The following is a 24,846-nucleotide window of genomic DNA, read 5'->3' as shown; positions in this document are numbered from 1 at the left end:
TTGGAAAGGCTGTCAGATGCCTCGGCAGACGCAATTCGGTTTGATGAGCCATGCGGAACTCGTGACGGAACACGAGACGCAGACCGCGAACTACGCGAAGCTCAAGACCGAGAAGCTGACGCTGGACATTACGAGGGGAAAGCCCTCGCCCGAGCAGCTGGACCTCTCGCAGGAACTCCTCGAGCTGCCGGGCACCGCCGACTACCGCGACGCCAACGGCACCGATGTGCGCAATTACGGTGGCCTGCACGGCCTGCCGGAGCTGCGCGCCATCTTCGGTGAGCTGCTCGGCATTCCGGTGTCGAATCTGCTCGCCGGCAACAACGCCAGCCTGGAGATCATGCACGACCTGCTGGTGTTCTCGATGCTGCACGGCACCGCCGATTCGGTGCGCCGCTGGGCCGACGAGCCGGTGCTCAAGTTCCTGTGCCCGGTGCCGGGGTACGACCGGCACTTCGCCATCACCGAGTCGCTGGGCTTCGAGATGATCCCGATCCCGATGAAGGGTGACGGCCCGGACACCCACCTGATCGCGGAGCTGGTGGCGTCCGACCCCAGCATCAAGGGTCTGTGGGCGGTGCCGAACTACTCCAACCCGACCGGCGTCACCTTCTCCGAAGCCGTTACCCGCGAACTGGTTTCGATGCCGACGGCCGCGCCGGACTTCCGCCTGTTCTGGGACAACGCCTACGCGGTGCACCCGCTCACCGACACCGCGGAGCCGGTGCTGGACGTGCTGGGCCTGGCCGCGGCGGCGGGGCACCCGAACCGCCCGTTCGTGCTGGCCTCCACCTCGAAGATCACCTTCGCGGGTGCGGGCGTGAGCTTCTTCGGCTCGTCGACCGCCAACCTGGAGTGGTACCTGAAGCACCTGGGCAAGAAGACCATCGGCCCGGACAAGGTGAACCAGCTGCGGCACCTGCGCTTCTTCGGGGACGCCGAGGGCGTGCGGGAGCACATGCAGAAGCACCGCGCCATCCTGGAGCCGAAATTCAAACTGGTGCTACGGATTCTGGAGGACCGGCTGGGCGCCTCGAAGGTGGCGTCCTGGACCGAGCCCAAGGGCGGCTACTTCATCAGCCTGGATGTGCTGGAGGGCACCGCGAGCAAGGTGGTGGCGCTGGCCAAGGACGCGGGCATCGCGCTGACCCCCGCCGGATCGTCCTATCCGCACGGAAAGGACCCGGAGGACAAGAACATTCGCATCGCGCCCAGCTTCCCGTCCGAGGGTGAGCTGGAGCAGGCGATGGAGGGCCTGGCCACCTGCGTGCTGCTGGCCGCATCCGAGAAGCTCATGAATCTCTGAGGCGCACAACGAAACGAGCGGCGCGCACCCCGAAACGGTGCGCGCCGCTCGTGTTTCCGGTCAGTGCGGCTTGTGGGCCAGCACCGCGAAGATGGTCACCGACAGGTGGATGTCGCCGCTGGCGGCGCCGGCCTCCAGGTCGGCGAGCAGCTGGTCGCGCTGGCGCTCGGAAATGGCGCTGCGCGCGACGGCCCGGTCCGCCACCCGGGCGAGGAGCGCACCCGCACCGACGCGGCCGTCCTGCACCAGCGCGTGCGAGCCGATGTCGTCGACGACCAGCCCGGCCTTGGTGAGCTGACCCGCCAGGCGGCGGCCCGCGTAGGGATTCGTGGTGCCCGCGATCATGGTCTCGATGACCTCGTGCACCACGTGCCGGTCGCCCGGATGCACGATGGCCGTGCCCCAGTCGCTGTCCATGACCACCACGCGCCCGCCGGGGCGCAGCACCCGGGCGATCTCCCCGGCGGCCCGGGCGGGTGCGGTGAGGTGCTGGAAGACGCGCTCGCACAGCGCCACGTCGAAGCTCTCGCTGCCGACGGGCAGACCGTAGGCGTCACCGCTGACGAATTTGGCGGCGGATCCGGCCTGGGCGGCGCGGCGTTCGGCGGCGCTGCGCAGGTGCGGGTCGGGTTCGACGCCGAGCGCGGTCCCGGTGGGGCCGACCAGGTCGGCGAAGGCCAGCACCTCCGACCCGGAGCCGGACCCGATGTCGACGGCGCTCTCGCCGGGCCGGGTGGCCAGGGCCTCGTGGGCCCAGGTGCGCAGGCTCCGGATGCCCGGCAGCGCTGCCTGTAGATCGTGAACGTCGACGAGCTGGTCTTGTCCATCGCGGTCGAAACGGTCCGGTCGCAGTCCGGACCCAGCGGCAGGGTGCGCCGCGGCTCGCACTGAAGAATCAGCCATGGTGTCGGGCATGGCCGCAGCCTAGTCCTTCTGCGGGCACAGCGTGACCCGCGTCACCGCGACCCGGGATGAATGGGATGATCGATGCATGGTGAGCCGCACGCTGTGTATTGCGCAGGAATCCGATGCCGACGAGCTGCTTTCGACCGATGATTTCGCGCTGTTGGTCGGAATGATGCTGGATCAGCAGTTTCCGATGGAGCACGCATTCCGCGGCCCGTGGAAGCTCGCCGACCGCATGGGCGGGTTCGATATCCACAAGATCGCCGCCGCCGATCCCGAGGAATTCGAGGAGCTGGCCGCGACCCCGCCGGCCATCCACCGCTACGGCCGGTCCATGGGCCGGCGCGTCCAGGAGCTGGCTCGATTCGTCGTGGAGAACTACGACGGCACGACCGCGGCGCTCTGGACCGAGGGTGATCCGGACGGCAAGGAAATCCTGAAGCGGCTGAAGAAGCTGCCGGGTTTCGGCGATCAGAAGGCGCGGATCTTCCTGGCGCTCTTGGGTAAACAGCGCGGGCTGACCGCAAACGGCTGGCGCGAGGCCGCGGGCGCGTACGGCGAGGACGGTTCCCGCCGCTCGGTCGCCGATGTCACCGATGCCGAATCCCTCACTCAGGTGCGGGAATTCAAGAAACAGGCGAAGGCCGCCGCCAAGGCGAAGTAACCGGTGTCCGATTCGCCCGGATCGAATCAAGCTGGTTTTTAACCTCCAGAAACCTGGGAGGTTGCTTAATGCTTGCCGCCGACAGTTCAGTTCGCGGCAGTGGGAAGCAGTACCAGCATGAAGATGAGGAAATTCGCCGGAATCGCGGCATTGACGATCGCGGCGACCGGCGTGACCGCCGGAACCGCCTACGCCGGTCCGGCCAAGACCGATGACGGCGCGATCAGCTACACGGCCCAGACCACCGATGCCGGCACGGTCATCCGGACCGACGCCGGTTCGATCGTGGTCGAGGACGGCGCGCTGAAGATCAAGGCCGCCAATGGGACCACCGTCGCGGGCACGGAATTGAAATTCCGCGTCGACGACTTCGAGTTCCCGATCGCGGCGCAGGTCAGCGACCGCACGGCCACCCTGACGCCGCAGCTCGACGTGGACCACGCGGTCTACAAGCCGGTCGCGCTGCCCTATGAGGACCAGGCCCCCTGGAAAACCCAGTACGACCGTGAGCAGGCCGCCTGGAACCGCCTGCGCGACACCATCAGCCTGGGCGCGACCGTGGGCACGCTGGTCGGCGGCCTCGGCGGCGCGGCGCTGGGCTGCATCGCGGGCATCGGCGTCGGCCTGGTAGCCACCGGTGCGCTGGCCACGCTGTTCGGCGCGGGTCCGCTCGCGGGCTGCGTGGTGGGTGCGGCCACCGTCGGCTTCCTGGGTACCATCGCCGGTCAGTTGTTCGTCACGGCTCCGGTCGCGATTGCCGCTGCGGTGCAATACTTCACGACTATCAATCAGCCGTTCACGCCTGCCAAGTAGGCAATTTCGGCAACCGATGGGCAAAGGTTCACCGGCAAGGAACCGACGTGCCACGTTGCGTTTGAAGAGGTCGGTTTCCATCACAGCGTCCCAGGGCTACACCTGACCTTGTTGCCCTGGGGCGCATCCGCTCATCTGAAGAGGAATTCCAGAACACATGCGTCTCAAGAAATTCGCCGCGGTGTCCGCGCTGGTCGTCGCCGCCCTCGGCGTCACCGCCGGTACCGTGAACGCCGCGCCGGCCGCCGACGACAACGCGCCGATCAACTACACCGCCACCAACTCCGAGACCAACACCGTCATCCGCACGGATGCCGGTTCCATGGTCGTCGAGGACGGCAACTTCGAGATCAAGGCCGCCAACGGCAACATCGTCGCCGGCATGCCGCTGAAGGTCCAGGTGGACGACTTCACCTTCCCGATCGCCGCGGAGATCTCGGACCACACCGCGACCCTGACCCCGCAGTACGACATGGACCACGCGGTCTACACGCCGGGCAACGTCAAGGACGTCGCGCTGCCGTACGAGGACCAGGCTCCGTGGAAGTCGGACTACGACCGCGAGCAGGCCGCCTGGAACCGCATGAAGGACACCATCTCCACCGGTGCCACCATCGGCACCCTGGTCGGCGGTCTCGGCGGCGCGGCCGTCGGCTGTGTCCTCGGCTTCGGTGCCGCCGGTCTGGTCTCGATTCCGCTGGCCACCCTGTTCGGCGCGGGCCCGATCATCGGCTGCCTCGTCGGCGCTTCGACCGTTGGCTTCCTGGGCACCCTGGCGGGTCAGCTGTTCGTGACCGCGCCGGTCGCCATCGCCGCCGCGATCCAGTACTTCTCCACCATCAACGGGCCGCACATCACCGCTCCGGCTCCGGCCAAGTAAGAGCGCGGTTCTATAAGAGCGAGGGGCTCCATAGGCATCAGCAAATACCTCATCGGGACAGCCCGCTCGGCCGTATGGCCGGGCGGGTTTCCCATTTCAACTGTTCACCGCGCCAGCATCCCGGATCCATATCTCGTTCGGGTCGGCCCGTTTCGATCATTCGGTCCACACCTGCGGACTGTCTGATGAGGAAACGAAGGAAAATGCGCTTCAAGAATTTCGCCGCGACCGCGGCGCTGGTCATCGCCGCCATGGGCGTCACCGCCGGCACCGTCAATGCGGCCCCGGCTGCCGACAATGGCGTGATCGATTACGCGGCAACGACTTCCGACACCAACACCATCATCCACACCGATGGTGGCTCGATGGTGGTCGAGGACGGCACCTTCAAGATCAAGGCTGCCAATGGCACCGTGCTGGCCGGCCTGCCGCTGAACTTCCGGGTCGACGACTTCGAGTTCCCGATCGCCGCCGAGATCGCCGACCACACCGCGACCCTGACCCCGCAGTACGACACGGATCACGCGGTCTACAAGCCGATCAACCTGCCCTACGAGGACCAGGCTCCGTGGAAGTCGGACTACGACCGTGAGCAGGCTGCCTTCAACCGCCTGAAGGACACCATCTCCACCGGCGCCACCATCGGCACCCTGGTCGGCGGTCTCGGCGGCGCGGCCGTCGGCTGCATCGCCGGCATCGGTGTGGGTCTGGTCGCCACCGGCGCCCTGGCCACCCTGTTCGGCCTCGGCCCGCTCGGCGGCTGCATCCTGGGCGCGGCCACCGTCGGCTTCCTGGGCACCATCGCCGGTCAGCTGTTCGTGACCGCGCCGGTCGCCATCGCCGCCGCCTACAACTACTTCGTCACCATCAACCAGCCGCACATCGAGGCGCCGAAGTAACCATCGCGAGGATCTCCGACCCCTGTCCGGCGCCTGCCGGGCGGGGGTTTCGCATTGTCCCGCAACGGGACCGCGGCCGCGGACTTGCAATCGAGGTGAATGCAATCCTGTGGTGGCGCGTACGGCGGTGCTGAAGTGGGGTAATGGGCGAGCTGACCTCGATTCACGGCGCGGCTGCCGCGCTCACTCCGGTCGACGGGACCGATCTGCGGCGGGCCTTTTCGCATTTTCCCAGCGGGGTGGTGGCCGTGTGCGCACGCATCGGCGGGATACCGTACGGCCTGGTGGCGAGCACCTTCGTGCCGGTCTCCCTGGACCCGCCGCTGGTGTCGATCTGCATTCAGTATTCGTCGGAGACCTGGCCGCGGCTGGAGCAGGCGAGCCGTTTGGGCCTGAGTCTGCTCAGCAGCGAGCAGGAGCCGGCGGCGCGCGGGCTGAGCTCGCGGCGGGGAGACCGCTTCCGCAATGTCGACCTGCACCCCGGGAACGGGAACGCGGCGTTCGTCGCCGGGGCCACGGCGTGGCTGGAAACCTCGGTGCACGAACAGGTTCCGGCCGGTGATCACGCGGTGGTGCTGCTGCGGGTGCACCGGCTCGGCACGTACCCCGATTCGGAGCCGCTGGTCTTCCACCGCAGCGGTTTCCGCGCCCTCTACGACCCGTCCCCGGAGCGCGACGAGGCCGCGGGCTGATTTCCCCGTTTCCACCGGAATTCCGGAAAGCGACTGTCATGCAATTGAATTCACGTTGATCGGGACCGGCGACATGCGCCGTCGGAATTCGTAGTGTCGTCTACACCATCCAGAGCGATCGAGAGACCCGGCTCGCAGACATCGCAGCAACCCCCGCGCACGTGGTGCGGGTGCTTCCGCCGGGACCGATGGAGGACGAATCCATGAGTACGCTGGCGGCGCCCACGCAGGCGGAGCCCGAAGCCGAACACCACGACGGGGATCTGCCGATCGTCCGCGCCCGCCACCCGTGGCGCTGGGTCACCGCGGCGATCGCGCTGGTGCTGGTCGCGCAGTTCGCGCACGGGCTGATCACCAACCCGGGCTGGGACTGGGGAACCTTCGCGCAGTATGTCACCGCGAAGTCGGTGTTGTCGGCGCTGAAGGTGACGCTGGAGCTGACCTTCTGGGGCACCCTGCTGGGCTTCTTCCTCGGTGTCTGGCTGGCCGTGGGCCGATTGTCGAAGAACCCGGTGCTGCAGGCGATCTCGTGGACCTATGTCTGGACCTTCCGGTCGATCCCGCTGATCGTGCAGTTGCTGTTCTGGTTCAATCTGGCCTACCTGTACAAGACGCTGTCGCTGGGCATTCCGTTCGGGCCGGAGTTCGCGCGGTTCCAGACCAATGGCGTGATCAGCGGATTCACCGCGGCCGTCATCGGTTTGGCGCTGCATCAGGCCGCGTATTCGGCGGAGATCATCCGGGCCGGGATCATCTCGGTCGACGAGGGCCAGTGGGAGGCGGCCCGGTCGCTGGGCCTGCCGTGGCGGCGGCAGTTCTTCACGATCGTGGCGCCCCAGGCGATGCGCGGAATTCTGCCGAATGCCGCCAATGAGGTGATCAGCCTTTTCAAGGGCACCTCGATCGTGTCGACCATGGCGATTGCCGAGCTGTTCTATCAGGTGCAGGTCATCTACGGCCGCAATGGCCGGGTGGTGCCGCTGCTCATGGTGGCCACGGTCTGGTACATCCTGCTGACCACCGTGCTGACCGTCATTCAGTTCTATATCGAGCGGCACTTCTCGAAGAGCCGTCGTTCGAAGGCCGGTGATCGGCGATGACCGAGTTCGCGATCGAATTGCGCGGCATCCGAAAGTCCTTCGGCCGCAATGAAGTCCTCTCGGGCATCGACTTGGCGGTGCGCCCCGGCGAGGTGACGGTGATCCTGGGCCCGTCGGGTTCGGGCAAGTCGACGCTGCTGCGCACGATCAACCACCTCGAGCAGGTGGACGGTGGCACCGTGCGGGTCGGCGGCGAGCTGGTCGGCTACCGGCGCAGGGGCGGCAAGCTGCACGAGCTGCCCGAACGCGAGATCCTGCGGCAGCGGGCACGCATCGGATTCGTGTTCCAGAACTTCAATCTCTTTCCGCACCTGACAGTTCGGGAGAATGTGGCGCTCGCGCCGGTGGCCGCGCAGCGCCGCTCCAAGGCCGAGGTGAACGCCGAGGCGCTGGAGTTGCTGGCGCGGGTCGGCCTGGCGGACAAGGCGGACGAGTATCCGAGCCGGTTGTCGGGTGGGCAGCAGCAGCGCGTGGCCATCGCGCGGGCGCTGGCCCTGCGGCCGGAGGTGGTGCTGTTCGACGAGCCCACGTCCGCGCTGGATCCCGAGCTGGTCGGTGAAGTCCTCGATGTCCTCGAGGATCTGGCGCGCGGTGGTTCGACCCTGGTGATCGTCACCCACGAGGTCGGTTTCGCCCGCAAGGTCGCCGACACCGTGGTGCTGATGGACGCCGGCCGCATCGTCGAGCAGGGTCCGCCTGCGCAGCTGCTGGACAACCCGTCGCACCCGCGCACCAAAGCCTTTCTCGCGCACGTCCTCTGACGTGTTCCCACTAGGTAAGGAAAAGCCCATGTCCCTGGCGAGCCGTCGCAGACGGACCAGAGTCCTGATCGCCGTCACGCTGCTCGGTCTGCTGGTGGGCGGCTGTGGCAATGGTGATGGCGGCACCAGCGACACGCGCAGCGTGAACGGCCTTACCTATGACCTCTCACCGGAGCAGAAGGGGCGCATTCACGCCGGCCAGGTGGATTCGATTGCCGCGCAGGTCCCGCAGGCCATTCGCGACCGCGGCACGCTGGTGGTCACCGGCACTGTCGGCGCGACGCCGCCGCTCGGCTTCTACGCCACCGACGATCGGACCGTCATCGGCTCGGAGGTGGATGTCGCCACGCTGATCGCCGACATTCTCGGCCTGAAGCTGGAGCGCCGGAACGGGGACTGGTCACAGAACTTCGTGAAGATCGACTCGGGCGAGGTCGACCTGTTCGTCAGCAATGTCACGGTCACCGAGGAGCGCAAGGAGAAGTACGACTTCGCCACCTACCGCAAGGACAATATCGCGCTGGAGGTGCCCAAGGATTCGACCTGGACCTATCAAGACCGGAAGTCGCTGGCGGGCAAGAAGATCGGCGTCGGCTCAGGCACCAATCAGGAGCAGCTGCTGGTCGCCTGGAACGACCGGAACGTGGCCGAGGGGCTGCCCGAACTGGAACTCGCCTACTACCAGCAATCCTCGGACTACTACCTGGCGCTGTCCTCCGGCCGGATCGACGGCTATGTGGGCCCCAACCCGGCGGCGCAGTATCACTCCGCGACGACCGGCAACAAGGTGCTCACCACCTGGTCCGGCGCGGGAGACGCACTGCAGGCCGAGATCGCGGCACTCACCCGCAAGGACAACGGGCTCATCGGCCCCGTGCAGCAGGCCATCCAGTACGCCATCGACCACGGGACCTACAAACAGGTCCTCGACCGCTGGGGCCTCGGTAACGAGGCCGTGCAGCAGTCGCGGATCAATCCGCCCGGACTACCCAAGAAGAAGGGATGAGCGTGTCGCGCACCGTATTCCACGTCGCACAGCACGATCCGCTGGCCGCGCCGCTGCTGGCGGAGCTGGCCATCGAATACAGCAGCCGCTACGGCCGCACCCCGGGTGAGATACACGCGGATCTGACCGGCTATTCGGTCAGTCATTTCGCGCCGCCGCACGGCGATCTGCTGATCGTGGTGGAGGACGGCGAACCGGTGGCGGGCGGCGCCTTCCAGCGCTTCGACGCGGAAACCGCGGAGCTGAAACGGATCTGGACGTCGAGCGCGCACCGCCGCCGGGGGCTGGGCCGGTTCGTGCTCGAGCAGCTGGAGGCCGAGATCGCCCGGCGCGGTTACCGGCGCATCTACCTGACCACCGGTCCGCGCCAGCCGGAGGCCGTGGCGCTGTACACGGCCGCGGGCTACACCGCGCTGCCGCGCGACATCGTGAAGGAGGTCGGGCACGTGCACCCGTTCGAGAAGTACGTCCCCGCCGGCCGGCGCTCCGGCGACACCGAGGCGGTCCCGGCATGAAATTCCTGCTCCTGACCCTGATCACGCACACCCCGGACCCGGTGACCGGCGCTGCCGAGACGCCCCGCCGGCGGTTGCGCCGCGTGGTCGACAGCGCCCGGCTGGCCGAGGATCTCGGGTACGACGGCTTCGCGGTGGGGGAGCGGCACGAGGATCCGTTCATCTCCGCCGCCCCGCCGGTGGTGCTGAGCCATATCGCCGCGGTCACCTCGCGCCTGGCCCTGTTCACCGCTGTCACCACGCTGAGCCTGCTGGATCCGGTGCGCGCGTTCGAGGACTACTCCACCCTGGACAACCTCTCCGACGGGCGCCTGGAACTGATCATCGGCAAGGGCAATGGCGCGGCGCAGGCCAAGCTGTTCCACGTCACCACCGATGACCAGTGGGATCGCAATCGCGAGGGCTACGAGCTGTTCCGCAAGCTCTGGGACAGCGACAACGTCACCTGGTCCGGCCGCTTCCGGCCGGCGCTCACCGAGGCCAAGGCGCTGCCCCGGCCGCTGCAGCCGCGGCTGCGCATCTGGCACGGCAGCGCGACCAGCCGGGAATCCGCGGATTACGCGGCGCTCCACGGGGATCCGCTGTTCTCGGCGAATGTCACCTATCCGATCGAGCCGTACGCGGAACTGGTGGACCACTACCGGGAACGCTGGGCGGCCTACGGGCACGATCCGGCCGAGGCGCTGGTGGGCGCGGGTACGGCGGGCTTTCTGGTGACCCGGACCTCGCAGCAGGCCGTGGACCGGTATCGCCCGGTCTTCGAGGCCCGTCAGGCCGTGGCCCGGAAGTTCGGCGTACCCATCGTCTTCGAGACGGTGGAGGACTTCGTCGAACGCTCCTCCGCGCTCATCGGCAGCCCGGAACAGGTGCTGGACAAGGTGAGCCGCTATCACGAGCGGTTCGGCCACGAGGTGATCCACCTGAGCGCCGACGCCGACGGCCGCACCGAGGCCCAGCATCGCGAGAGCCTCGAGCTGTTCCAGGCCGAGGTCGCATCCGAACTGCGCCAACGTATTCCGAGCCGCCCGCTGGGCGGCGATCGCTACCTGTCCGGAGACCCCGCATGAATCACCCCCTCGCCGCCCGCGCGACCCATACCCTGGCGCTCGCGGGCGCGCTGGGCGCCACCCTCGCGCTGACCGCGTGCGGTGGCGGCGGTACCGCCGGTGGCAATGGCGAGCCGTCGGGCCCGCCGCAGCCGGGCGGCACCCTGCGCTACGGTCTGTCGCTGGCCCCGACCTGCTCGGATCCCGCGCAGTCGGCGACGAATCAGACCATCTACGTGACCCGGCAGATCGTCGACTCGCTGGTCGATCAGGACCCGGAATCCGGTGCGCTGAAGCCGTGGCTGGCGGACACCTGGACCGTCTCGGCGGACGCCAAGTCGTTCACCTTCCATCTCAAGGACGGGATCACCTTCAGCGACGGCACCCCGCTCACCGCGGACTCGGTGCGCAAGAACTTCGATTCGATCGTCGCCCTCGGCGGGGCAAAGGCGCCGCTGGCCGCGAGCTACCTGGCCGGATACACCGGCAGCACGGTGGTGGATCCGCGCACGGTGCGGGTGGACTTCGCGGCGCCGAATGCCCAGTTCCTGCAGGCGACATCGACGCCGCAGCTGGGGATCCAGTCCGACGCCACGGTCGCCAAGCCCGCCGACGACCGCTGCCTGGGCGCGAATATCGGCAGCGGCCCGTTCACCTATGCGGAATGGAAGCAGAACTCCTCGGCCACGCTGGCCAAGCGCGCCGGATATGCCTGGGGCTCTGCGGTTTTCGCCGGTCAGGGTGAGGCGTACCTGGACAAGATCGTATTCACCGTGGTTCCGGAGTCCGGGGTCCGCACCGGCAGTCTCGCCTCCGGTCAGCTCGATGCCATCAGTGACGCCCTGCCGCAGGATGTTTCGCAGATCGAAGCGGGTGGTGGCCGGGTGCAGTTCACCGCGAATCCGGGCGTGCCGTTCGGCCTCCAGGTGAATGTCACCCGCGGACCGCTGCGGGACCCGGCGGTGCGGGCGGCGCTGGTGCCCGCCCTCGACCGCAAGGAGCTGGTGGACACCGTGCTGGGCCCGCAGTTCAAACCGGCCACCAGCGTGCTCGCCTCGAAAACCCCGGGGTATGTGGATCTTTCATCCCGCGTGAAGTACGACCCGGACGCGGCGAAGAAGCTCCTCGACCAGGCCGGATGGGTGCCCGGCGCGGACGGGATCCGGGTCAAGGACGGCCAGCGGCTCGCCGCGGGCGTCATCTTCTCCGCGGTCTTCGCGGGTAATCAGGCCATCCTCGAACTGACCCAGCAGCAATTGAAGGCGGTCGGATTCGATCTCCGCTTGGAGCCGCTGTCGGTGGCGGAATCGAATGTGCGCCAGAACAACAAGGACTTCGACTTCGACTACTACAACTCCACCCGTGCCGACGGCGACATCCTGCGCACCACCTTCGCGGTGGACCAGCGCAACCTGAACGCCCGCGGCCCGGCCGAGCCGCTGGACTCCCTGCTCGCCCAGCAGCTGTCGGCCACCGACCCGGCCGCGCGGGTCCGCATCATCGGCGATGCCCAGTCCGCGGTGCTGGATCAGGGCCTGTGGATTCCGACCATCGAACTGTCCCAGGCCATCGGCGTGGGCAAGGGCGTGGCCGGGGTGAAGTTCGAGGCGTCGGCCCGGTTGCAGTTCCACGACACCTGGCTGCGGCGGTAATCCCATGGGCCGCTACGTGATCGGACGGGTACTCCAGGCGGTGGGCGTGCTGTGGGCGGCATTCACGCTGTCGTTCGTGGTGCTCTATCTGCTGCCGGGAGATCCGGTGGACATGGCCGCCAACGCCGCCACCGGCACCCCCGTGGACGCGGCGGCCGTCGCCGAAATGCGGGCCAGATACGGCCTGGACCAGCCGCTCTGGGCGCAGTACCGGACCGCTCTCACCCACGCGGTGCGCGGCGATCTCGGTCATTCGATCTTCAGCGGCCAGACCGTCACCGGCGCACTGGCCGAGGCGCTGCCCCCGACGCTGGCGCTGGCCGGGCTCGGCCTGCTGCTGGCGCTGCTGGGCGGTACCGGGCTCGCCCTGGCCGCCGCCTACACCGAGCGGCCGTGGCTACGTGGTCTGCTCACCGCACTACCGCCGATCGGGGCGTCCATGCCCGGGTTCTGGGTGGGATTGCTGCTGCTGCAGCTGTTCTCGTTCCGGCTGCGGCTGGTGCCGGCGATCGGCGGGACCGGATTCAGCGGCACCATTCTGCCCGCCGTCACCCTGGCCATCCCGGTGGGCGCGGTGATCGCCCAGGTGCTCTACAGCAGCCTGGTCACCACCTGGCGGCAGCCGTACGTGGCGGTCGCCTTCGCCAAGGGCGCGTCGCGCTGGTGGGTGCAGCTGCGCCACGTGCTGCGGCCCGCCGCGACCCCCGCGTTCACGGTGGCGGGCCTGTGGGTCGGCCAGCTGCTGGCGGGCTCGGTCGTCACCGAGACCGTGTTCTCCCGGCCGGGACTGGGCCGCCTCACCCAGGAATCGGTGCTGAACCAGGACATTCCGGTGGTGCAGGGCATCGTCGTGTTCGCCGCGCTGGTCTTCGTCACGGTCAACCTCCTCATCGATCTCGCCTATCCACTCTTGGATCCCCGTGTGGCGTACCGGGATACCCGCAAGGAGCGCGCCCATGTCTGACCTCCTGCCCGCTCACCTGATCCGGAACCTGCGCGACCACCTGCGCGTCCCCTCCGGCCCGCGCTCCCGGCTGCGAGTCATCACCCTGACCCACCCGCTCCTCGATCCCGGCATCGCCTACTGGGTCGGAGAAGAGGAGGCGTCCGATGCGTGAGGATCTGGTGCCGTGGCCGGCATCTGCCGCGTGGGTGCGCGGAAATCTCGGACTGTTGGCGGCGGGTGCTGTGGTGCTCTTGGTGCTGGCATGGGCGGTCGCCCCGGCTGCTTTCGCCGGTAGCGATCCCCTGCACGGAGTGCCGGCGCAGAAGCTGCACGGGCCCAGCGCGGGGCACTGGTTCGGCACCGACAATCTCGGCCGGGACCTGTACGCACGCGTGGTGCACGGAACCGGTCTCTCGGTGAGCGCGACCGTGTTCGCGGTGCTGCTCGGGCTGATCGCGGGCTCGCTACTGGGGTTGGTGGCGGGCACGGCGGGCGGCGCGGTGGACACCGCGATCATGCGGGTGGTCGACGTGTTGCTGTCCATACCGGATCTGCTGGTCGCGCTCGCCATGATCACCGTGCTGGGGCTGGGCACCCGCAATGTGGCCATCGCCGTGGGTGTTTCGCTCATCGCCCGGTTCGCGCGGGTGATGCGGGGCGAGGTGCTGCGGGTGCGGCGGGCCCCGTATGTGGAGGCGGCCTTCGCCTCCGGGGTGCGCTGGCACACGGTGCTCTTCCGTCATGTGCTGCGCAATGCCTACGGTCCGGTGGCGGCGCTGGCGGCGGTGGACTTCGGGGTCGCGGTGCTGTTCGTCGCCTCACTGAGCTTCCTCGGCTACGGCGCGGTGCCGCCGACGCCGGAATGGGGATCGCTGGTGTCCGACGGCCGCGGGTTCCTGGCCACCGCGTGGTGGCTGACGACCATGCCCGGGCTGGTGATCGTCGTACTGGTGTTGTCCACTCAGCGGATTGCCCGCGTACTGCAGCAGGACGGTGCCCGATGACCGATCTGCTGTTGAGTATCGAAGGGCTGCAGGTCGAATACCGGGGCAGTACCGGGACGACGGCTGCCGTGCGCGGCGTCTCGCTGGAGGTGCGGCGCGGTGAGACGGTCGCGCTGGTGGGCGAATCCGGTTCGGGCAAGTCGACTCTCGCGCACGCGGTGATCGGGCTGCTGAACGGCGGCCGGATCACGGCGGGTGCGATCGGCTTCGCCGGGGAGCGCCTCGAGCACGCCTCGCAGCGGGCGCTGCAACGGATCCGGGGTGCGCGCATCGGCCTGGTCCCCCAGGACCCGGGCACCTCGCTGAATCCGGTGCTGCGCATCGGCGATCAGGTGGGGGAGGTGCTGCGCATTCACGGCCGGGCGGATCGCCGCAGCGCTCGGATCGAGGCGGTGCGGATTCTGGAGCAGGCCGGACTGGATCGGCCGGAGGTGCGGGCCGGGCAATATCCCCAGGATCTGTCCGGCGGCCAGCGCCAGCGCGTGCTGATCGGCATCGCCCTGGCCTGTGGCCCCGAACTGGTGATCGCCGACGAGCCGACCAGCGCTCTCGACGTCACCGTGCAGCGCCGCATTCTCGACCACCTCGCGCAGCGCACCGCGGAATCCGGTACGGCGGTCCTGCTCATCACCCACGACCTGGCGGTGGCCGCAGAACGCGCGGACCGCATCGCGGTCATGCAGAACGGACTGATCGTCGAAACGGGCACGGCGGCAGAGGTACTGGGCAATCCACAGCACGAGTACACGAAGCGGTTGATCGCCGCCGCACCCACCCTCGACCGGGATCGGCATCCGCGACCCGTCCGCGAACACGCGATGCCGCTGGTGTCGGCGACCGGGCTGCGCAAATCCTTCCGTGTCACCAGGGATTTCACCGTCACCGCGGTCGACGACGTCTCCTTGGAGATCAATCGCGGCGAGACCCTGGCCGTGGTCGGCGAATCCGGTTCGGGCAAGTCCACCACCGCCCGCATCATCGCCCGGCTGGCCGCACCGGACGCGGGCACCGTGACCTTCGACGGGCAGGACATCACCGCGCTGCAAGGGGCCGGGCTGCGTGCGCTGCGACGCCGCGTCCAGGTCGTCTATCAGAACCCGTACGTGTCGCTGAACCCCAGGCTGAGCATCGGCACGATCGTGTCGGAACCCTTGCAGGCGTTCGGAATCGGCGATCGGCGGTCCCGCCGCGCGACGGCAGCCGAACTCCTGGACCAGGTCGCGCTACCGGCCGCCTACCGGGATCGCCGCCCCGCCGAACTCTCCGGCGGCCAGCGGCAGCGCGTCGCCATCGCCCGCGCCCTGGCCCTGCGTCCGGACCTGCTCGTCCTCGACGAACCGGTGTCGGCCCTGGACGTCTCGGTGCAGGCCCAGATCCTGGATCTGCTCGAACGGCTGCAGACCGACCTGGACCTGGCCTACCTGTTCATCTCCCATGACCTGGCCGTGGTCCGCCGCCTGGCCGACCGCGTGGCCGTCATGCGCCAGGGGTGTGTGGTCGAAACCGCCACCACTGCCGAGCTTTTCGGCAATCCGCAGAACGACTACACCCGCGAGCTGCTCGCGGCCGTCCCCCGGGCGACCCCGCCCGAGGTCCCCCTTCCGCTCGAAAGGACAGCCTGATGCCGCATCTCACTCCGCTGCTGCTGGGCCTGGAACTGTTCGGCACCGGCGTGCACCCGGCCTCCTGGCGGCGCGCCGACTCCCGCGCCGAGGACCTCTTCGATGCCCGCTACTGGGTGGGCGCACTGCGGGCCGCCGAGGACGCGGGCCTCGATCTCGCATTCCTGCCCGACGGATTCACCCTGCAACCGGCGGGTGCGATCGGCCGCCTGGACGCCGTGGCGGTGGCCGCGCGCGCCGCCGCGCAGACCCGGCGCATCGGCCTGATCCCGCAGGCATCGGTCACCCACACCGAGCCCTTCCACCTCTCCAAAGCCATTGCAAGCCTGGACTTCGCCACGAAGGGCCGGGCGGGCTGGGAGGTCACGGTGTCGGCGGGGGAGGCGGCCCTGTTCGGCCGCAAGCCGGAGCAGGACGACCGCTCCCGCTGGCGGGAGGCGGACGAGGCCGTCGAGGTGGTGTCGCGGTTGTGGGACAGCTGGGAGGACGACGCCGAGATCCGCGATACGTCCACCGGCCGCTTCATCGACCGCGACAAGGTGCACTACATCGACTTCGCCGGTGAGCACTTCTCGGTGAAGGGCCCGTCCATCACCCCGCGTCCGCCGCAGGGGCAGCCGCCGATGGTGGTGCGCGCGGCCGATCCGCACAGCACCCGGGTGGCCGTGCACCGCGCCGACCTGATCCGCATTGCCGCACCGGATCTCGCGGCCGCCGCCGCCCTCCGCTCCGAACTCCGCTCCGCGGTCGCCGCCGCCGGGCGTGACCCCAACCGGGTCCGGGTGCTGCTCGATATCGACATCCAGCTGGCGGACACCGTGGACGCGGCCGCCGCCGACGTCGCCCAGCTGGAGGACTGGATCGCCACCCCGGCCCCGGCGACGGTGTTCCACATCGGCACCACCGCCGAACTCCGTGACCTGCTGCGCGGCGTCGAAAGCGACTGCGCGGCAGACGGCGTGGTGCTGCGCCCGCTGGCGCTGGCCGCCGCCCTGCCGCACCTGCCCGCTCTCACCCCGTCCCTGCGCGAGCGTCTGGGCCTGCCGCGTCCGGCCGGCCGCTACGCCGGTGGCGCGCACGTCACCGCCCACGCCTGAGGAGCCAGCATGCCGGATCAGCGGATACGCAAGCAGATTCACCTGGCCGCCCACTTCCCGGGCGTCAATCACCACACCGTCTGGACCGACCCGGACTCGGGCAGCCAGATCGACTTCGACTCGTTCGCGCACCTGGCGCGCACCGCCGAGCGCGGCCTGTTCGACTTCTTCTTCCTGGCCGAGGGCCTGCGCCTGCGCGAACACCGCGACCGCATTCACGACCTGGACGTGGTGGGCCGCCCCGACACCTTCACGGTGCTCAATGCGCTGGCCGCGGTCACCGACCGGCTGGGCCTGGCCGGAACCATCAACACCACGTACAACGAACCCTTCGAGCTGGCAAAGCAATTCGGGACGCTGGATCACCTGTCCGGCGGGCGCGCCGCCTGGAACGCGGTGACCTCCTCGGACGCCTTCACCGGTGAGAACTTCCGGCGCGGCGGCTATCTGGAGCACGCCGAGCGCTACACCCGCGCGCACGAGGTGGTCGACGCCACCCGCGCGCTGTGGGACAGCTGGCCCGCCGACGCCCTCGTGATCGACCGGGAGCGAGGGTTTTTCGCCCGGCCGGTGCCCGAGGTGCACTTCAGCAGCGATCAGTTCGAGATCGACGGCCGGTTCGTGCTGCCGCGCAGTCCGCAGGGCCATCCGGTGCAGATCCAGGCCGGCGACTCCGACGAGGGCCGCGAATTCGCCGCCGCCAAGGCCGATGTCATCTTCAGTGCGCACGGCGAGCTCGAGGACGGGCAGCGGTTCTACCGGGATGTGAAGGACCGGCTCGCCAAGTACGGCCGCGGTCGCGACGATCTGAAGATCCTGCCCGCGGCCGGGTTCGTGCTCGGTGACACCACGGCCGACGCGGCCGAACGCGCCGACCACATCCGCCGGCAGCAGGTGACGCCGCAGACCGCCATCGCCTTCCTCGAACAGGTCTGGGGCCGTGACCTTTCCGCCTACGACCCGGACGGCCCGCTGCCGGACATCGATCCGGCCGAGGATGTGAACATCACCCGGGGCAGGGTCCGGCACGCTCGCGATCCGCGCGCCATCGCCGAGGCGTGGCGGGCCAGGGCCGAGGCCGAGAATCTCTCCATTCGCGAGCTCATCATCGCCACCAGCGCCCGCCAGCAGTTCGTGGGCACGCCCCGGCAGGTGGCCGCCGAGATCGACCACCACGTCCAGTCCGACGCCGCCGACGGTTTCGTGCTGGTCCCGCATCTCACACCGACCGGTCTCGACGAGTTCGTCGAGAAGGTCGTTCCGGAACTGCAGTCCCTGGGCAGCTTCCGCACCGAGTACACCGGCGCGACCCTGCGTGACCACCTGAGTCTGCGCCACCCCCACCACGGCACCGAAGGAGTCCGCGCCTCATGACCGCCACCACCACCGAATTCGACCAGCAGTGGGCCACGTTCCGCGCCGAACGAGCCGCCTGGGCCCGCCAACCGCTGGGCTGGCTCAGCCTGACCGGCCTGTACTGGCTCGGGGAACACGACGAGACCGTCGACGGCCTGCCCGGCCGCTGGCGCGCCGACGGCGAGAACGTCCATGTGACAGTGGAATCCGAGGAGGCCGGGCAGCTACTGCTGAACGGCGCGGCACTCGCCGGTTCGGCGGTGCTCACCGGGCGAGGGCGCCCCGGGGCTCGAGGTCCGCACCGGTGACCGTGTCATCGAGGTGATCCGCCGGACCGGGCAGTTCGCGCTGCGCGTCCACGATCCGGCGTCGCCGGCCCTGGCGGCCTTCACCGAGATCCCGGTCTACCGGCCGGATCCGGCCTGGGTCGTGACCGGCCGGTTCGAACCCTTCGAGGTGGCCCGGGTGGTCACCACGGGTGCGGTGGTCGAGGGCCTCGAACACCACCACACCGCCACCGGAACCGTGACCGTCGAACTGGACGGCGAGCAGCGGCAGCTCGTCGTTTTCGGCAACCAGACGCGCGGCCTGCACGTGCTCTTCACCGACGCCACCAGCGGCGTCACCACCTACGGCGGGGTGCGGCGGCTGGATCTGTCCCGGCCCGCCGCCGACGGCACCGTGGTCCTCGACTTCAATCGCGCGGTCAATCTGCCCTGCGCGTTCACCGACTACGCCACCTGCCCGGTCGCTCCGGCCGAGAACCGGCTCCCGCTGGCCGTCGAAGCGGGCGAGCAGGATCCGCGGAAGGAGCACACCGCATGACCATTCCGCTATCCGTCCTGGATCTGGCCCCGATCAGCGCGGGCTCCACGCCGCAGCAGGCGGTGCGCAACAGCATCGACCTGGCTCGGCAGGCCGAACGCCTGGGCTACCACCGGTTCTGGGTCGCCGAGCATCACTTCGTGAAGGTGGCCGGCGCCGCGCCGACCACCCTCATCGGATTGATCGCCGCCGCAACCGAATCCATTCGCGTCGGGTCGGCGGCCGTGCAGCTCGGGCACCACACCTCGATCTCGGTGGTGGAGGCCTTCGGCACCATCGACGCCCTCTACCCGGGCCGCCTGGACCTGGGGCTGGGGCGCTCCGGTCACCGTGCGGACCAGGTGCGGTCGGCGGGTGTGCCGCCGGTGCCCGCGCCGGATCGCCCCACCGAGGTCCGCGACGGCGTGGTCATCCCGCCCCCGTTCTTCCCCGGCCAGCTGCTCGACTTCTCCAGGGTGCGAGCCGGTTTGGGCGCGCTGCACCTGCCGGGCGCGCAACCGCTGCGCTACACCGAACAGATCGCGGAGATTCTCGCGCTGCTCGACGGCACCTATGTCACGCCCGACGGCGTCGAGCTGCACGCCGTCCCCGGCGAGGGCGCCGACGTGCAGCCCTGGCTGTTCGGCAGCAGCGGCGGCGAAAGTGCCCAGCTGGCAGGGCGATTAGGGCTGCCGTTCGCGGCGAACTATCACGTCTCGCCGGGCACCGTCGTGGAGACCGTCGAGGCCTACCGCGCGGCCTTCCGCCCGTCCGCCCGCTTCCCACGCCCGTACCTGGTGGTGTCCGCCGATGTGGTGGTCGCCGCGGACGACGCCACCGCCCAGCACCTGGCCGCCACCTACGGCCACTGGGTCTACAGCATTCGCAGCGGTGCGGGCGCGGCGGAATACCTCGATCCCGACACCGCGCCGCCGCTGTCCGACCAGCAGCGCCGCCTGGTCGACGACCGGGTCACCACCCAGTTCGTCGGCTCCCCGGCCACCGTCGCCGAACGCCTGCGCGCCTTGCAACGGCTCACGGGGGCGGACGAAATCCTGGTCACCAGCGTGACTTTCGACCATCAGAACCGGGTGAACTCCCACCGCCTGCTGGCTCGCGAGTGGGGACTGTCCCCGCAGGTGCGCGCCGCCTGAGACCACCGCCGCCCGCCCGGAAGGGGACTCCGGGGCGGGCGGCGGGGAAACCCGCAGTGCGCGCAAGGGCCTCGCGTGCTTGCGGGACCGGGGGCCGGGCCGGACGTGGACCGTCCGGCCCGACCCCCTTCGGCCACAAGGAAATCCCCGCCGGGCGCACCGGCGGGGATTTCGTCGTATCGGGCTAGCGGGCCCGGGTGGCCCGGCGCATGGCCGACAGCGGATCGGCGTAGAACACGCTCACCGACGTCACCGCCGCCGCGAATTCCTGCACCCGTCCGCCGAATCGGCTGATCCGCAGATCCGCCGCGGGCAGCGTGGTCGACTCCGCGAAGGCCTTGGCGACCCGCTCCATGCCGGGCCGCCAGCCGGTGAACGCTTGACCGCCCAGCACCACCCGGTCCGGATTGAACATGTCGCGCACCAGAGCCGCGGTGCGGCCCAGGATTTCGGCCCGCTCGATGAGCAGGTCACGGGCGGCGGCATTGCCCGAGTCCGCGGCCCGGTACAGATCGGTGATCGCCGGGCGGCGCGGGGCCTCCGGCTTGGGCAGCACGCCCTTGCGCACCGCGCGCTCCAGCAGGGCGCGCTCACCGATGGCGGCCTCCAAGCAGCCGCGCCGGCCGCAGGTGCAATCCACCTCCGAGCCGGTCGGCAGATGCGCGATCGAGCCGGGGCCGTTGGCGGGCGTGTGCACCCGATCGTGCAATGTCACTGCCACACCGGCGGTTTCGCGGGCGTAGACGAACAGGCTGCTGCCCGGTCGCGCCTCCTCACCCGGCTCGCGCGGGGTGAGCAGCAGCTCCGCCGCCGCCATCGCCTCGACGTGCGCGGACACCGAGACCGGCAGATCCAGCACGCTGCTGAAGACCGCCGCCACCGGCGCGGCCTGCCAGCCCAGGCGGGGATGGTCCACCACGCCCGCGGCGGGATCCACCCGCCCGGCCAGCGCCACACCGGTCCACAGCGGCCGCCGCCGCGGCAACCGGTCCAGGAACGCCTTGGCGCTGCGGGCCACTATGGTCAGCGCCGCGTCCTGACCCGTTTGGGGCGTGGCGATTTCGAGTCCGCCCAGAATGCGGCCGGACAGGTCCGCGGCCACGATGCGGGTGACGGTGAAGCCGATGTGCACACCCAGCGTCACGTAGGTGTCGGTGTCGACCTCGAACGGCACCCGCGGGCGGCCCACCGCGCCGGACGCGGTCAGATCGGCGCGCTCGCGCAACAGTCCGGCCGAAAGCAGCGCGGACACTTGGCGATTCACGGTGGCGATGCTCAGACCCGTGGCCTGTGCGGCGATATCGCGGAAGATGGGTCCGCGGGTGGCGGCGCGCAGCACGGCGGCCGCCGGATTGTCGGTGATGCGCAGCTCCGGCGGCACCGCCGGGCGGGCCGGAGCCAGCCGTGCGGTCGCGGTGGAGACGGCGGTATGGGGACGTTCGAGCGTGGGGCTGGACACTTTTCGCAATCCTTGCTGCGGTCCCGCCTGCCGACAGGGGGACGAATGCCTACATGGAGGAATCAGCGGTGCAGCGAGGAACCCGGATCCGGGTGGGCGATGATGCTTGAACGATCCGGGTCAGAACTCGGCTGCGCGACGGCAGGGACAACACAGTTCCCGTTGCCGCGGCAGCCGAACGCCCAGCGCGATGGTCACGTAGGTGACCCGCGGCGCGGAGAGAGGGCGACTGGCAGACATAGGATCAAAGTATCATTCCGATCACGACGAATGGAAGGCGCGCGCGTCCGTCCCGGCAGCCCCGGGCCTGTCGGCCCGCCTCGGCTGCAAACCCTCCGAACAACCTCCCGTGCGGCCGAATCTTTTGTACCGGTTGATATTTCACGCCACCGACCCGGTCGTGCAGAGCCGACGGAAAATGTGGTGCACGCCACGTCGCCGTCCCGCATCTCGAGAAAGCGGGCCTGTCCCGACCCCACTCCGGACCCGGGTCCGGTGCACGCATTCCGCTCAGCGTGATTCCAAGTCCCCCAACCCGGGTCGCGGTGGCGCAATAGCTCGAATCACCGGCATTTCGGCAGGCCGCGCGCACGGCCCGGCGGCGTAGAAACGCATCGCCCGCGCGGCCCTCCGGTGAGTGCCCCGGTGCCCTCCCGTACCGCCTCTACAGTTCTGAAACCACAGGTCAAGGGCGTCGAGAGGAGTCGAGGTGTCGCCGGAACCGGTACCGCTGCGCGCACCCCTGCGCCGGGCCGATCGTGCCCGTCAGGTGGCGGATGTGCTGCGTCAGCAGATTCACGCGGGCTCGTTCGAGGGGGCGCTGTCCCCGGAACACGAGCTGGCCGCCGAATTCGCGGTGTCGCGGAACACGATTCGCGACGCCCTCACCCTGCTCAAGGACGAGGGCCTGATCGAACGCGCCCCGAAGATCGGCACCCATGTCGCCCAGCGCAAGTACGACCACGGACTCGACGCCCTGCTCGGTCTGAAGGAGACACTGCGCGGGCACGGCGAGGTTCGCAATGAGGTGCGTGCGGCTCGGCGGCTCCTGCCGCCGCCCGCGGTCGCCCGCAAGCTGCGGCTCGAACCCGGCGAACAGGCTGTGTATATCGAGCGTCTGCGATATCTCGGCGACCTGCCGCTGAGCCTGGACCTCACCTATCTGGCCCCCGACATCGGCGACGAGGTCGTCACCCGCGATCTCGAGAGCAATGACGTTTTCGCCCTCATCGAGCAGATCAGCGGCGGCCCACTCGGATCCGCCGATCTCGCGCTCGAGGCCATCACCGCCGACGCCCACTCGGCCATGACCCTGCAGATGCCGGAGGGCGGCGCGCTGCTGCTGCTCGAGCGGCTCACCAAACTCGAGGACGGCCGCCCGGTCGACCTGGAATACATCCGCATGCGCGGAGACCGGATCACCATGCGCGGCAGCCTGATCCGGCCACCGGAGCGCTCACCGGGTGCCGAAGCGGGCACCGACTGGAGGTTGATCTAGATGGCTGTGGTCGAGCACCGGGCCGACGTGCCCGTGACCATCGACGAATCGCTGTGCATCCAGGGCTGCACGCTGTGCGTGGAGATCTGCCCGCTGGACTCGCTGGCGATCAACCCGGACAACGGCAAGGCGTACATGCACGTCGACGAGTGCTGGTACTGCGGCCCCTGCGCGGCCCGCTGTCCCACCGGCGCCGTCACCGTCAACATGCCCTACCTGCTGCGTTGAGGAAAGCCCATGAAGTACCGCCCCGCTCTGGCCGCCCTGGCCGCCGCCCTCGCCCTGACCGCGTCCGGTTGCTCGCTCGCGAGCACCGGCGACGGTGACACCGTCAAGGTCGTCATCGGCTACCAGTCCAAGACGATCAATACCGTCACCGCCGGAACCCTGTTGAAGGCCAAGGGCTTTCTGGAACAGCGCCTGAACGCCCTGAGCGCCGCGGGCGGCAAGAAGTACGCGGTGGAATGGCAGGACTACGACACCGGCGCGCCCATCACCGCGCAGATGGTGGCGGAGAAGATCGACATCGGCTCGATGGGCGACTATCCGCTGCTCATCAATGGCTCCCGCACCCAGGCGAGCGAGCGATCGAAGACCGAGCTGGTCTCGATCACCGGGTACAACCCCAAGGGCGCGCTCAACATGGTGGTGGTCGCGCCCGACTCCAAGGCGCAATCCCTGAACGACCTGGCCGGTCAGAAGATCTCGGCCAGCGTGGGCTCCGCCGGGCACGGCACCCTGGTGCAGGCGCTGACCCGCGCGGGCATCGACCCCAAGTCCGGAGTCGAGGTGCTCAATCAACAGCCCCAGATCGGTTCCTCCGCACTGGAATCCGGGCAGGTGGCGGCGCTGTCGCAGTTCGTGGCCTGGCCCGGGCTGCTGGTCTTCCAGAACAAGGCCAGGCTGCTCTACGACGGCGCGGAACTGAACGTCCCGACCTTCCACGGCGTGGTCGCCCGCCGCGACTACGCCGCGCAGCATCCCGAGGTGCTCGATGCCTTCCTGCAGGCCCAGCTGGACGTCACCGATTTCATCCACCAGCGCCCCCTGGAAGCGGCGCAGGTGGTCGCCGACAACGCCGGGCTGGCCCCGGAGGTCGTGTACCTATACAACGGGCCGGGCGGCACCTCCTTCGACACCACGCTGAAGCCCTCGCTCATCGCCGCGTTCAAAGGTGATGTGCCGTACCTGAAGTCGATCGGCGACTTCGCCGACCTCGACATCGACAGGTTCGTCGACCCGGCCGCGCTGAAGCAGGCGTTCGCGGAGCGGGGCCTGAGCTACGACGCGGAGCTGGCGAGGACCACCAACCCGGCGCCCGTCGCCGGCACCGATCCGGTGGCCAACCGGGCTGCCGACAATCCGGCGCTGGCCGGCGAGATCTGGCTGACCGGCCAGGACGTCACCCAGCCCGCCGCCGACCCCACCAGTCTGCTCCGCGCGATCAAACAGGCGCGGGCACAGGGGAAGACGGTCCGCGCCGCCTACGTGCCGGATGCCGAACTCGGCACCCGCTGGTTCGCCGACAAGGCGCTGTGGGTCCGCGACGGGGACACCTACCTGCCCTTCACGACCGCGTCGGCCGTACAGCGCTACCTGGGCCGGCACCCGTCGGGTGTGACGGTGTCCTACGACCAGGCCGTCAGCGAGGTCCGGCCGTGAGCGC

At 69.3% G+C, this 24,846-nt stretch carries 24 protein-coding genes, 1 pseudogene and 1 riboswitch; of the genes and pseudogenes, 23 read left to right on the top strand and 2 right to left on the bottom strand.

The genetic code is table 11. The features are described from left to right. Positions 1 to 16 precede the first annotated feature (16 nt). On the top strand, positions 17 to 1,306 hold the full coding sequence (locus tag ACFXIV_RS08075; protein WP_379393226.1) for an aminotransferase class I/II-fold pyridoxal phosphate-dependent enzyme: 1,290 nt from the start codon (positions 17 to 19) through the stop codon (positions 1,304 to 1,306). A gap of 60 nt (positions 1,307 to 1,366) precedes the next feature. Here the strand turns inward: ACFXIV_RS08075 and ACFXIV_RS08070 are convergent, their stop codons facing one another. Then, positions 1,367 to 2,221, bottom strand: a complete 855-nt coding sequence (locus ACFXIV_RS08070) for a methyltransferase domain-containing protein (RefSeq protein WP_379393228.1) — start codon at positions 2,219 to 2,221, stop codon at positions 1,367 to 1,369. Positions 2,222 to 2,300: 79 nt separating this feature from the next. Here ACFXIV_RS08070 and ACFXIV_RS08065 point away from each other — a divergent pair, with 79 nt between their 5' ends. The 19 genes and pseudogenes from ACFXIV_RS08065 (at position 2,301) to ACFXIV_RS07975 (ending at position 20,223) form a co-directional block, all read left to right on the top strand. After that, entirely contained in the window at positions 2,301 to 2,876 is a 576-nt protein-coding gene (locus tag ACFXIV_RS08065; RefSeq protein ID WP_379393616.1) for an HhH-GPD-type base excision DNA repair protein, read from the top strand. A gap of 117 nt (positions 2,877 to 2,993) precedes the next feature. Continuing rightward, on the top strand, positions 2,994 to 3,689 hold the full coding sequence (locus tag ACFXIV_RS08060; protein WP_379393230.1) for a hypothetical protein: 696 nt from the start codon (positions 2,994 to 2,996) through the stop codon (positions 3,687 to 3,689). Positions 3,690 to 3,846: 157 nt separating this feature from the next. Next, the gene (locus tag ACFXIV_RS08055; RefSeq protein WP_379393232.1) at positions 3,847 to 4,569 is read left to right on the top strand and encodes a hypothetical protein; all 723 of its coding nucleotides are present in this window, start codon (positions 3,847 to 3,849) and stop codon (positions 4,567 to 4,569) included. Positions 4,570 to 4,772: 203 nt separating this feature from the next. Then, positions 4,773 to 5,468: a hypothetical protein gene (locus ACFXIV_RS08050; protein ID WP_379393234.1), complete on the top strand. Its 696-nt coding sequence runs from the start codon at positions 4,773 to 4,775 to the stop codon at positions 5,466 to 5,468. 143 nt (positions 5,469 to 5,611) lie between these two features. Next, the gene (locus ACFXIV_RS08045) at positions 5,612 to 6,160 is read left to right on the top strand and encodes a flavin reductase family protein (protein ID WP_379393236.1); all 549 of its coding nucleotides are present in this window, start codon (positions 5,612 to 5,614) and stop codon (positions 6,158 to 6,160) included. 102 nt (positions 6,161 to 6,262) lie between these two features. After that, positions 6,263 to 6,355, top strand: a riboswitch (SAM riboswitch). Between the two features lie 17 nt (positions 6,356 to 6,372). Continuing rightward, on the top strand, positions 6,373 to 7,260 hold the full coding sequence (locus tag ACFXIV_RS08040) for an amino acid ABC transporter permease (RefSeq protein WP_379393618.1): 888 nt from the start codon (positions 6,373 to 6,375) through the stop codon (positions 7,258 to 7,260). Further along, the gene (locus ACFXIV_RS08035) at positions 7,257 to 8,021 is read left to right on the top strand and encodes an amino acid ABC transporter ATP-binding protein (RefSeq protein WP_379393238.1); all 765 of its coding nucleotides are present in this window, start codon (positions 7,257 to 7,259) and stop codon (positions 8,019 to 8,021) included. The genes ACFXIV_RS08040 and ACFXIV_RS08035 overlap by 4 nt, the downstream gene beginning before the upstream one ends. A gap of 28 nt (positions 8,022 to 8,049) precedes the next feature. Further along, positions 8,050 to 9,027, top strand: coding sequence for an ABC transporter substrate-binding protein (locus ACFXIV_RS08030; protein ID WP_379393240.1), 978 nt, complete (start codon positions 8,050 to 8,052; stop codon positions 9,025 to 9,027). Beyond that, the gene (locus tag ACFXIV_RS08025; protein ID WP_379393242.1) at positions 9,024 to 9,542 is read left to right on the top strand and encodes a GNAT family N-acetyltransferase; all 519 of its coding nucleotides are present in this window, start codon (positions 9,024 to 9,026) and stop codon (positions 9,540 to 9,542) included. The genes ACFXIV_RS08030 and ACFXIV_RS08025 overlap by 4 nt, the downstream gene beginning before the upstream one ends. Further along, positions 9,539 to 10,609 carry an LLM class flavin-dependent oxidoreductase gene (locus ACFXIV_RS08020; protein WP_379393244.1) on the top strand — a complete coding sequence of 357 codons (1,071 nt, stop codon included), beginning with the start codon at positions 9,539 to 9,541 and terminating at the stop codon, positions 10,607 to 10,609. The genes ACFXIV_RS08025 and ACFXIV_RS08020 overlap by 4 nt, the downstream gene beginning before the upstream one ends. Continuing rightward, positions 10,606 to 12,240, top strand: a complete 1,635-nt coding sequence (locus tag ACFXIV_RS08015) for an ABC transporter substrate-binding protein (protein WP_379393246.1) — start codon at positions 10,606 to 10,608, stop codon at positions 12,238 to 12,240. The genes ACFXIV_RS08020 and ACFXIV_RS08015 overlap by 4 nt, the downstream gene beginning before the upstream one ends. A 4-nt stretch (positions 12,241 to 12,244) precedes the next feature. Next, positions 12,245 to 13,204 (top strand): ABC transporter permease, encoded by a 960-nt coding sequence (locus ACFXIV_RS08010; RefSeq protein WP_379393248.1) that lies wholly within the window; start codon positions 12,245 to 12,247, stop codon positions 13,202 to 13,204. Further along, on the top strand, positions 13,197 to 13,358 hold the full coding sequence (locus ACFXIV_RS08005) for a hypothetical protein (protein ID WP_379393250.1): 162 nt from the start codon (positions 13,197 to 13,199) through the stop codon (positions 13,356 to 13,358). Before ACFXIV_RS08010 ends, ACFXIV_RS08005 begins: the two co-directional genes overlap by 8 nt. Next, a complete protein-coding gene (locus ACFXIV_RS08000; RefSeq protein ID WP_379393252.1) occupies positions 13,351 to 14,190 on the top strand; it encodes an ABC transporter permease in 840 nt (279 codons plus the stop codon). Before ACFXIV_RS08005 ends, ACFXIV_RS08000 begins: the two co-directional genes overlap by 8 nt. Continuing rightward, the gene (locus ACFXIV_RS07995; RefSeq protein WP_379393254.1) at positions 14,187 to 15,812 is read left to right on the top strand and encodes a dipeptide ABC transporter ATP-binding protein; all 1,626 of its coding nucleotides are present in this window, start codon (positions 14,187 to 14,189) and stop codon (positions 15,810 to 15,812) included. The genes ACFXIV_RS08000 and ACFXIV_RS07995 overlap by 4 nt, the downstream gene beginning before the upstream one ends. After that, a complete protein-coding gene (locus ACFXIV_RS07990; RefSeq protein ID WP_379393256.1) occupies positions 15,812 to 16,909 on the top strand; it encodes an LLM class flavin-dependent oxidoreductase in 1,098 nt (365 codons plus the stop codon). The genes ACFXIV_RS07995 and ACFXIV_RS07990 overlap by 1 nt, the downstream gene beginning before the upstream one ends. A 9-nt stretch (positions 16,910 to 16,918) precedes the next feature. Further along, positions 16,919 to 18,283 carry an NtaA/DmoA family FMN-dependent monooxygenase gene (locus tag ACFXIV_RS07985; RefSeq protein WP_379393258.1) on the top strand — a complete coding sequence of 455 codons (1,365 nt, stop codon included), beginning with the start codon at positions 16,919 to 16,921 and terminating at the stop codon, positions 18,281 to 18,283. Continuing rightward, positions 18,280 to 19,090, top strand: a pseudogene (locus tag ACFXIV_RS07980) (DUF1684 domain-containing protein). The gene ACFXIV_RS07985 and the pseudogene ACFXIV_RS07980 overlap by 4 nt, the downstream one beginning before the upstream one ends. Beyond that, on the top strand, positions 19,087 to 20,223 hold the full coding sequence (locus ACFXIV_RS07975; RefSeq protein ID WP_379393259.1) for an LLM class flavin-dependent oxidoreductase: 1,137 nt from the start codon (positions 19,087 to 19,089) through the stop codon (positions 20,221 to 20,223). Before ACFXIV_RS07980 ends, ACFXIV_RS07975 begins: the two are co-directional and overlap by 4 nt. A 184-nt stretch (positions 20,224 to 20,407) precedes the next feature. On the opposite strand, the gene ACFXIV_RS07970 is transcribed toward ACFXIV_RS07975, so the two are convergent. Next, entirely contained in the window at positions 20,408 to 21,682 is a 1,275-nt protein-coding gene (locus ACFXIV_RS07970) for an ROK family protein (RefSeq protein WP_379393261.1), read from the bottom strand. Between the two features lie 709 nt (positions 21,683 to 22,391). Between ACFXIV_RS07970 and ACFXIV_RS07965 the strand changes: the two genes are divergently transcribed. From ACFXIV_RS07965 to ACFXIV_RS07955, 3 genes are read left to right on the top strand one after another with little or no spacing between them, the layout of a single operon-like run. Further along, the gene (locus tag ACFXIV_RS07965; protein WP_379393263.1) at positions 22,392 to 23,180 is read left to right on the top strand and encodes a GntR family transcriptional regulator; all 789 of its coding nucleotides are present in this window, start codon (positions 22,392 to 22,394) and stop codon (positions 23,178 to 23,180) included. Continuing rightward, positions 23,181 to 23,408, top strand: coding sequence for a ferredoxin family protein (locus tag ACFXIV_RS07960; protein ID WP_040853885.1), 228 nt, complete (start codon positions 23,181 to 23,183; stop codon positions 23,406 to 23,408). It abuts the gene before it with no gap. A gap of 9 nt (positions 23,409 to 23,417) precedes the next feature. Next, positions 23,418 to 24,842: an ABC transporter substrate-binding protein gene (locus tag ACFXIV_RS07955; protein ID WP_379393265.1), complete on the top strand. Its 1,425-nt coding sequence runs from the start codon at positions 23,418 to 23,420 to the stop codon at positions 24,840 to 24,842. Positions 24,843 to 24,846 lie beyond the last annotated feature (4 nt).

The organism is Nocardia sp. NPDC059236 (assembly GCF_042754085.1).
In the GTDB taxonomy this organism is placed as follows: Bacteria; Actinomycetota; Actinomycetes; order Mycobacteriales; family Mycobacteriaceae; genus Nocardia.
This window is presented reverse-complemented; position numbering and strand designations above follow the sequence as displayed.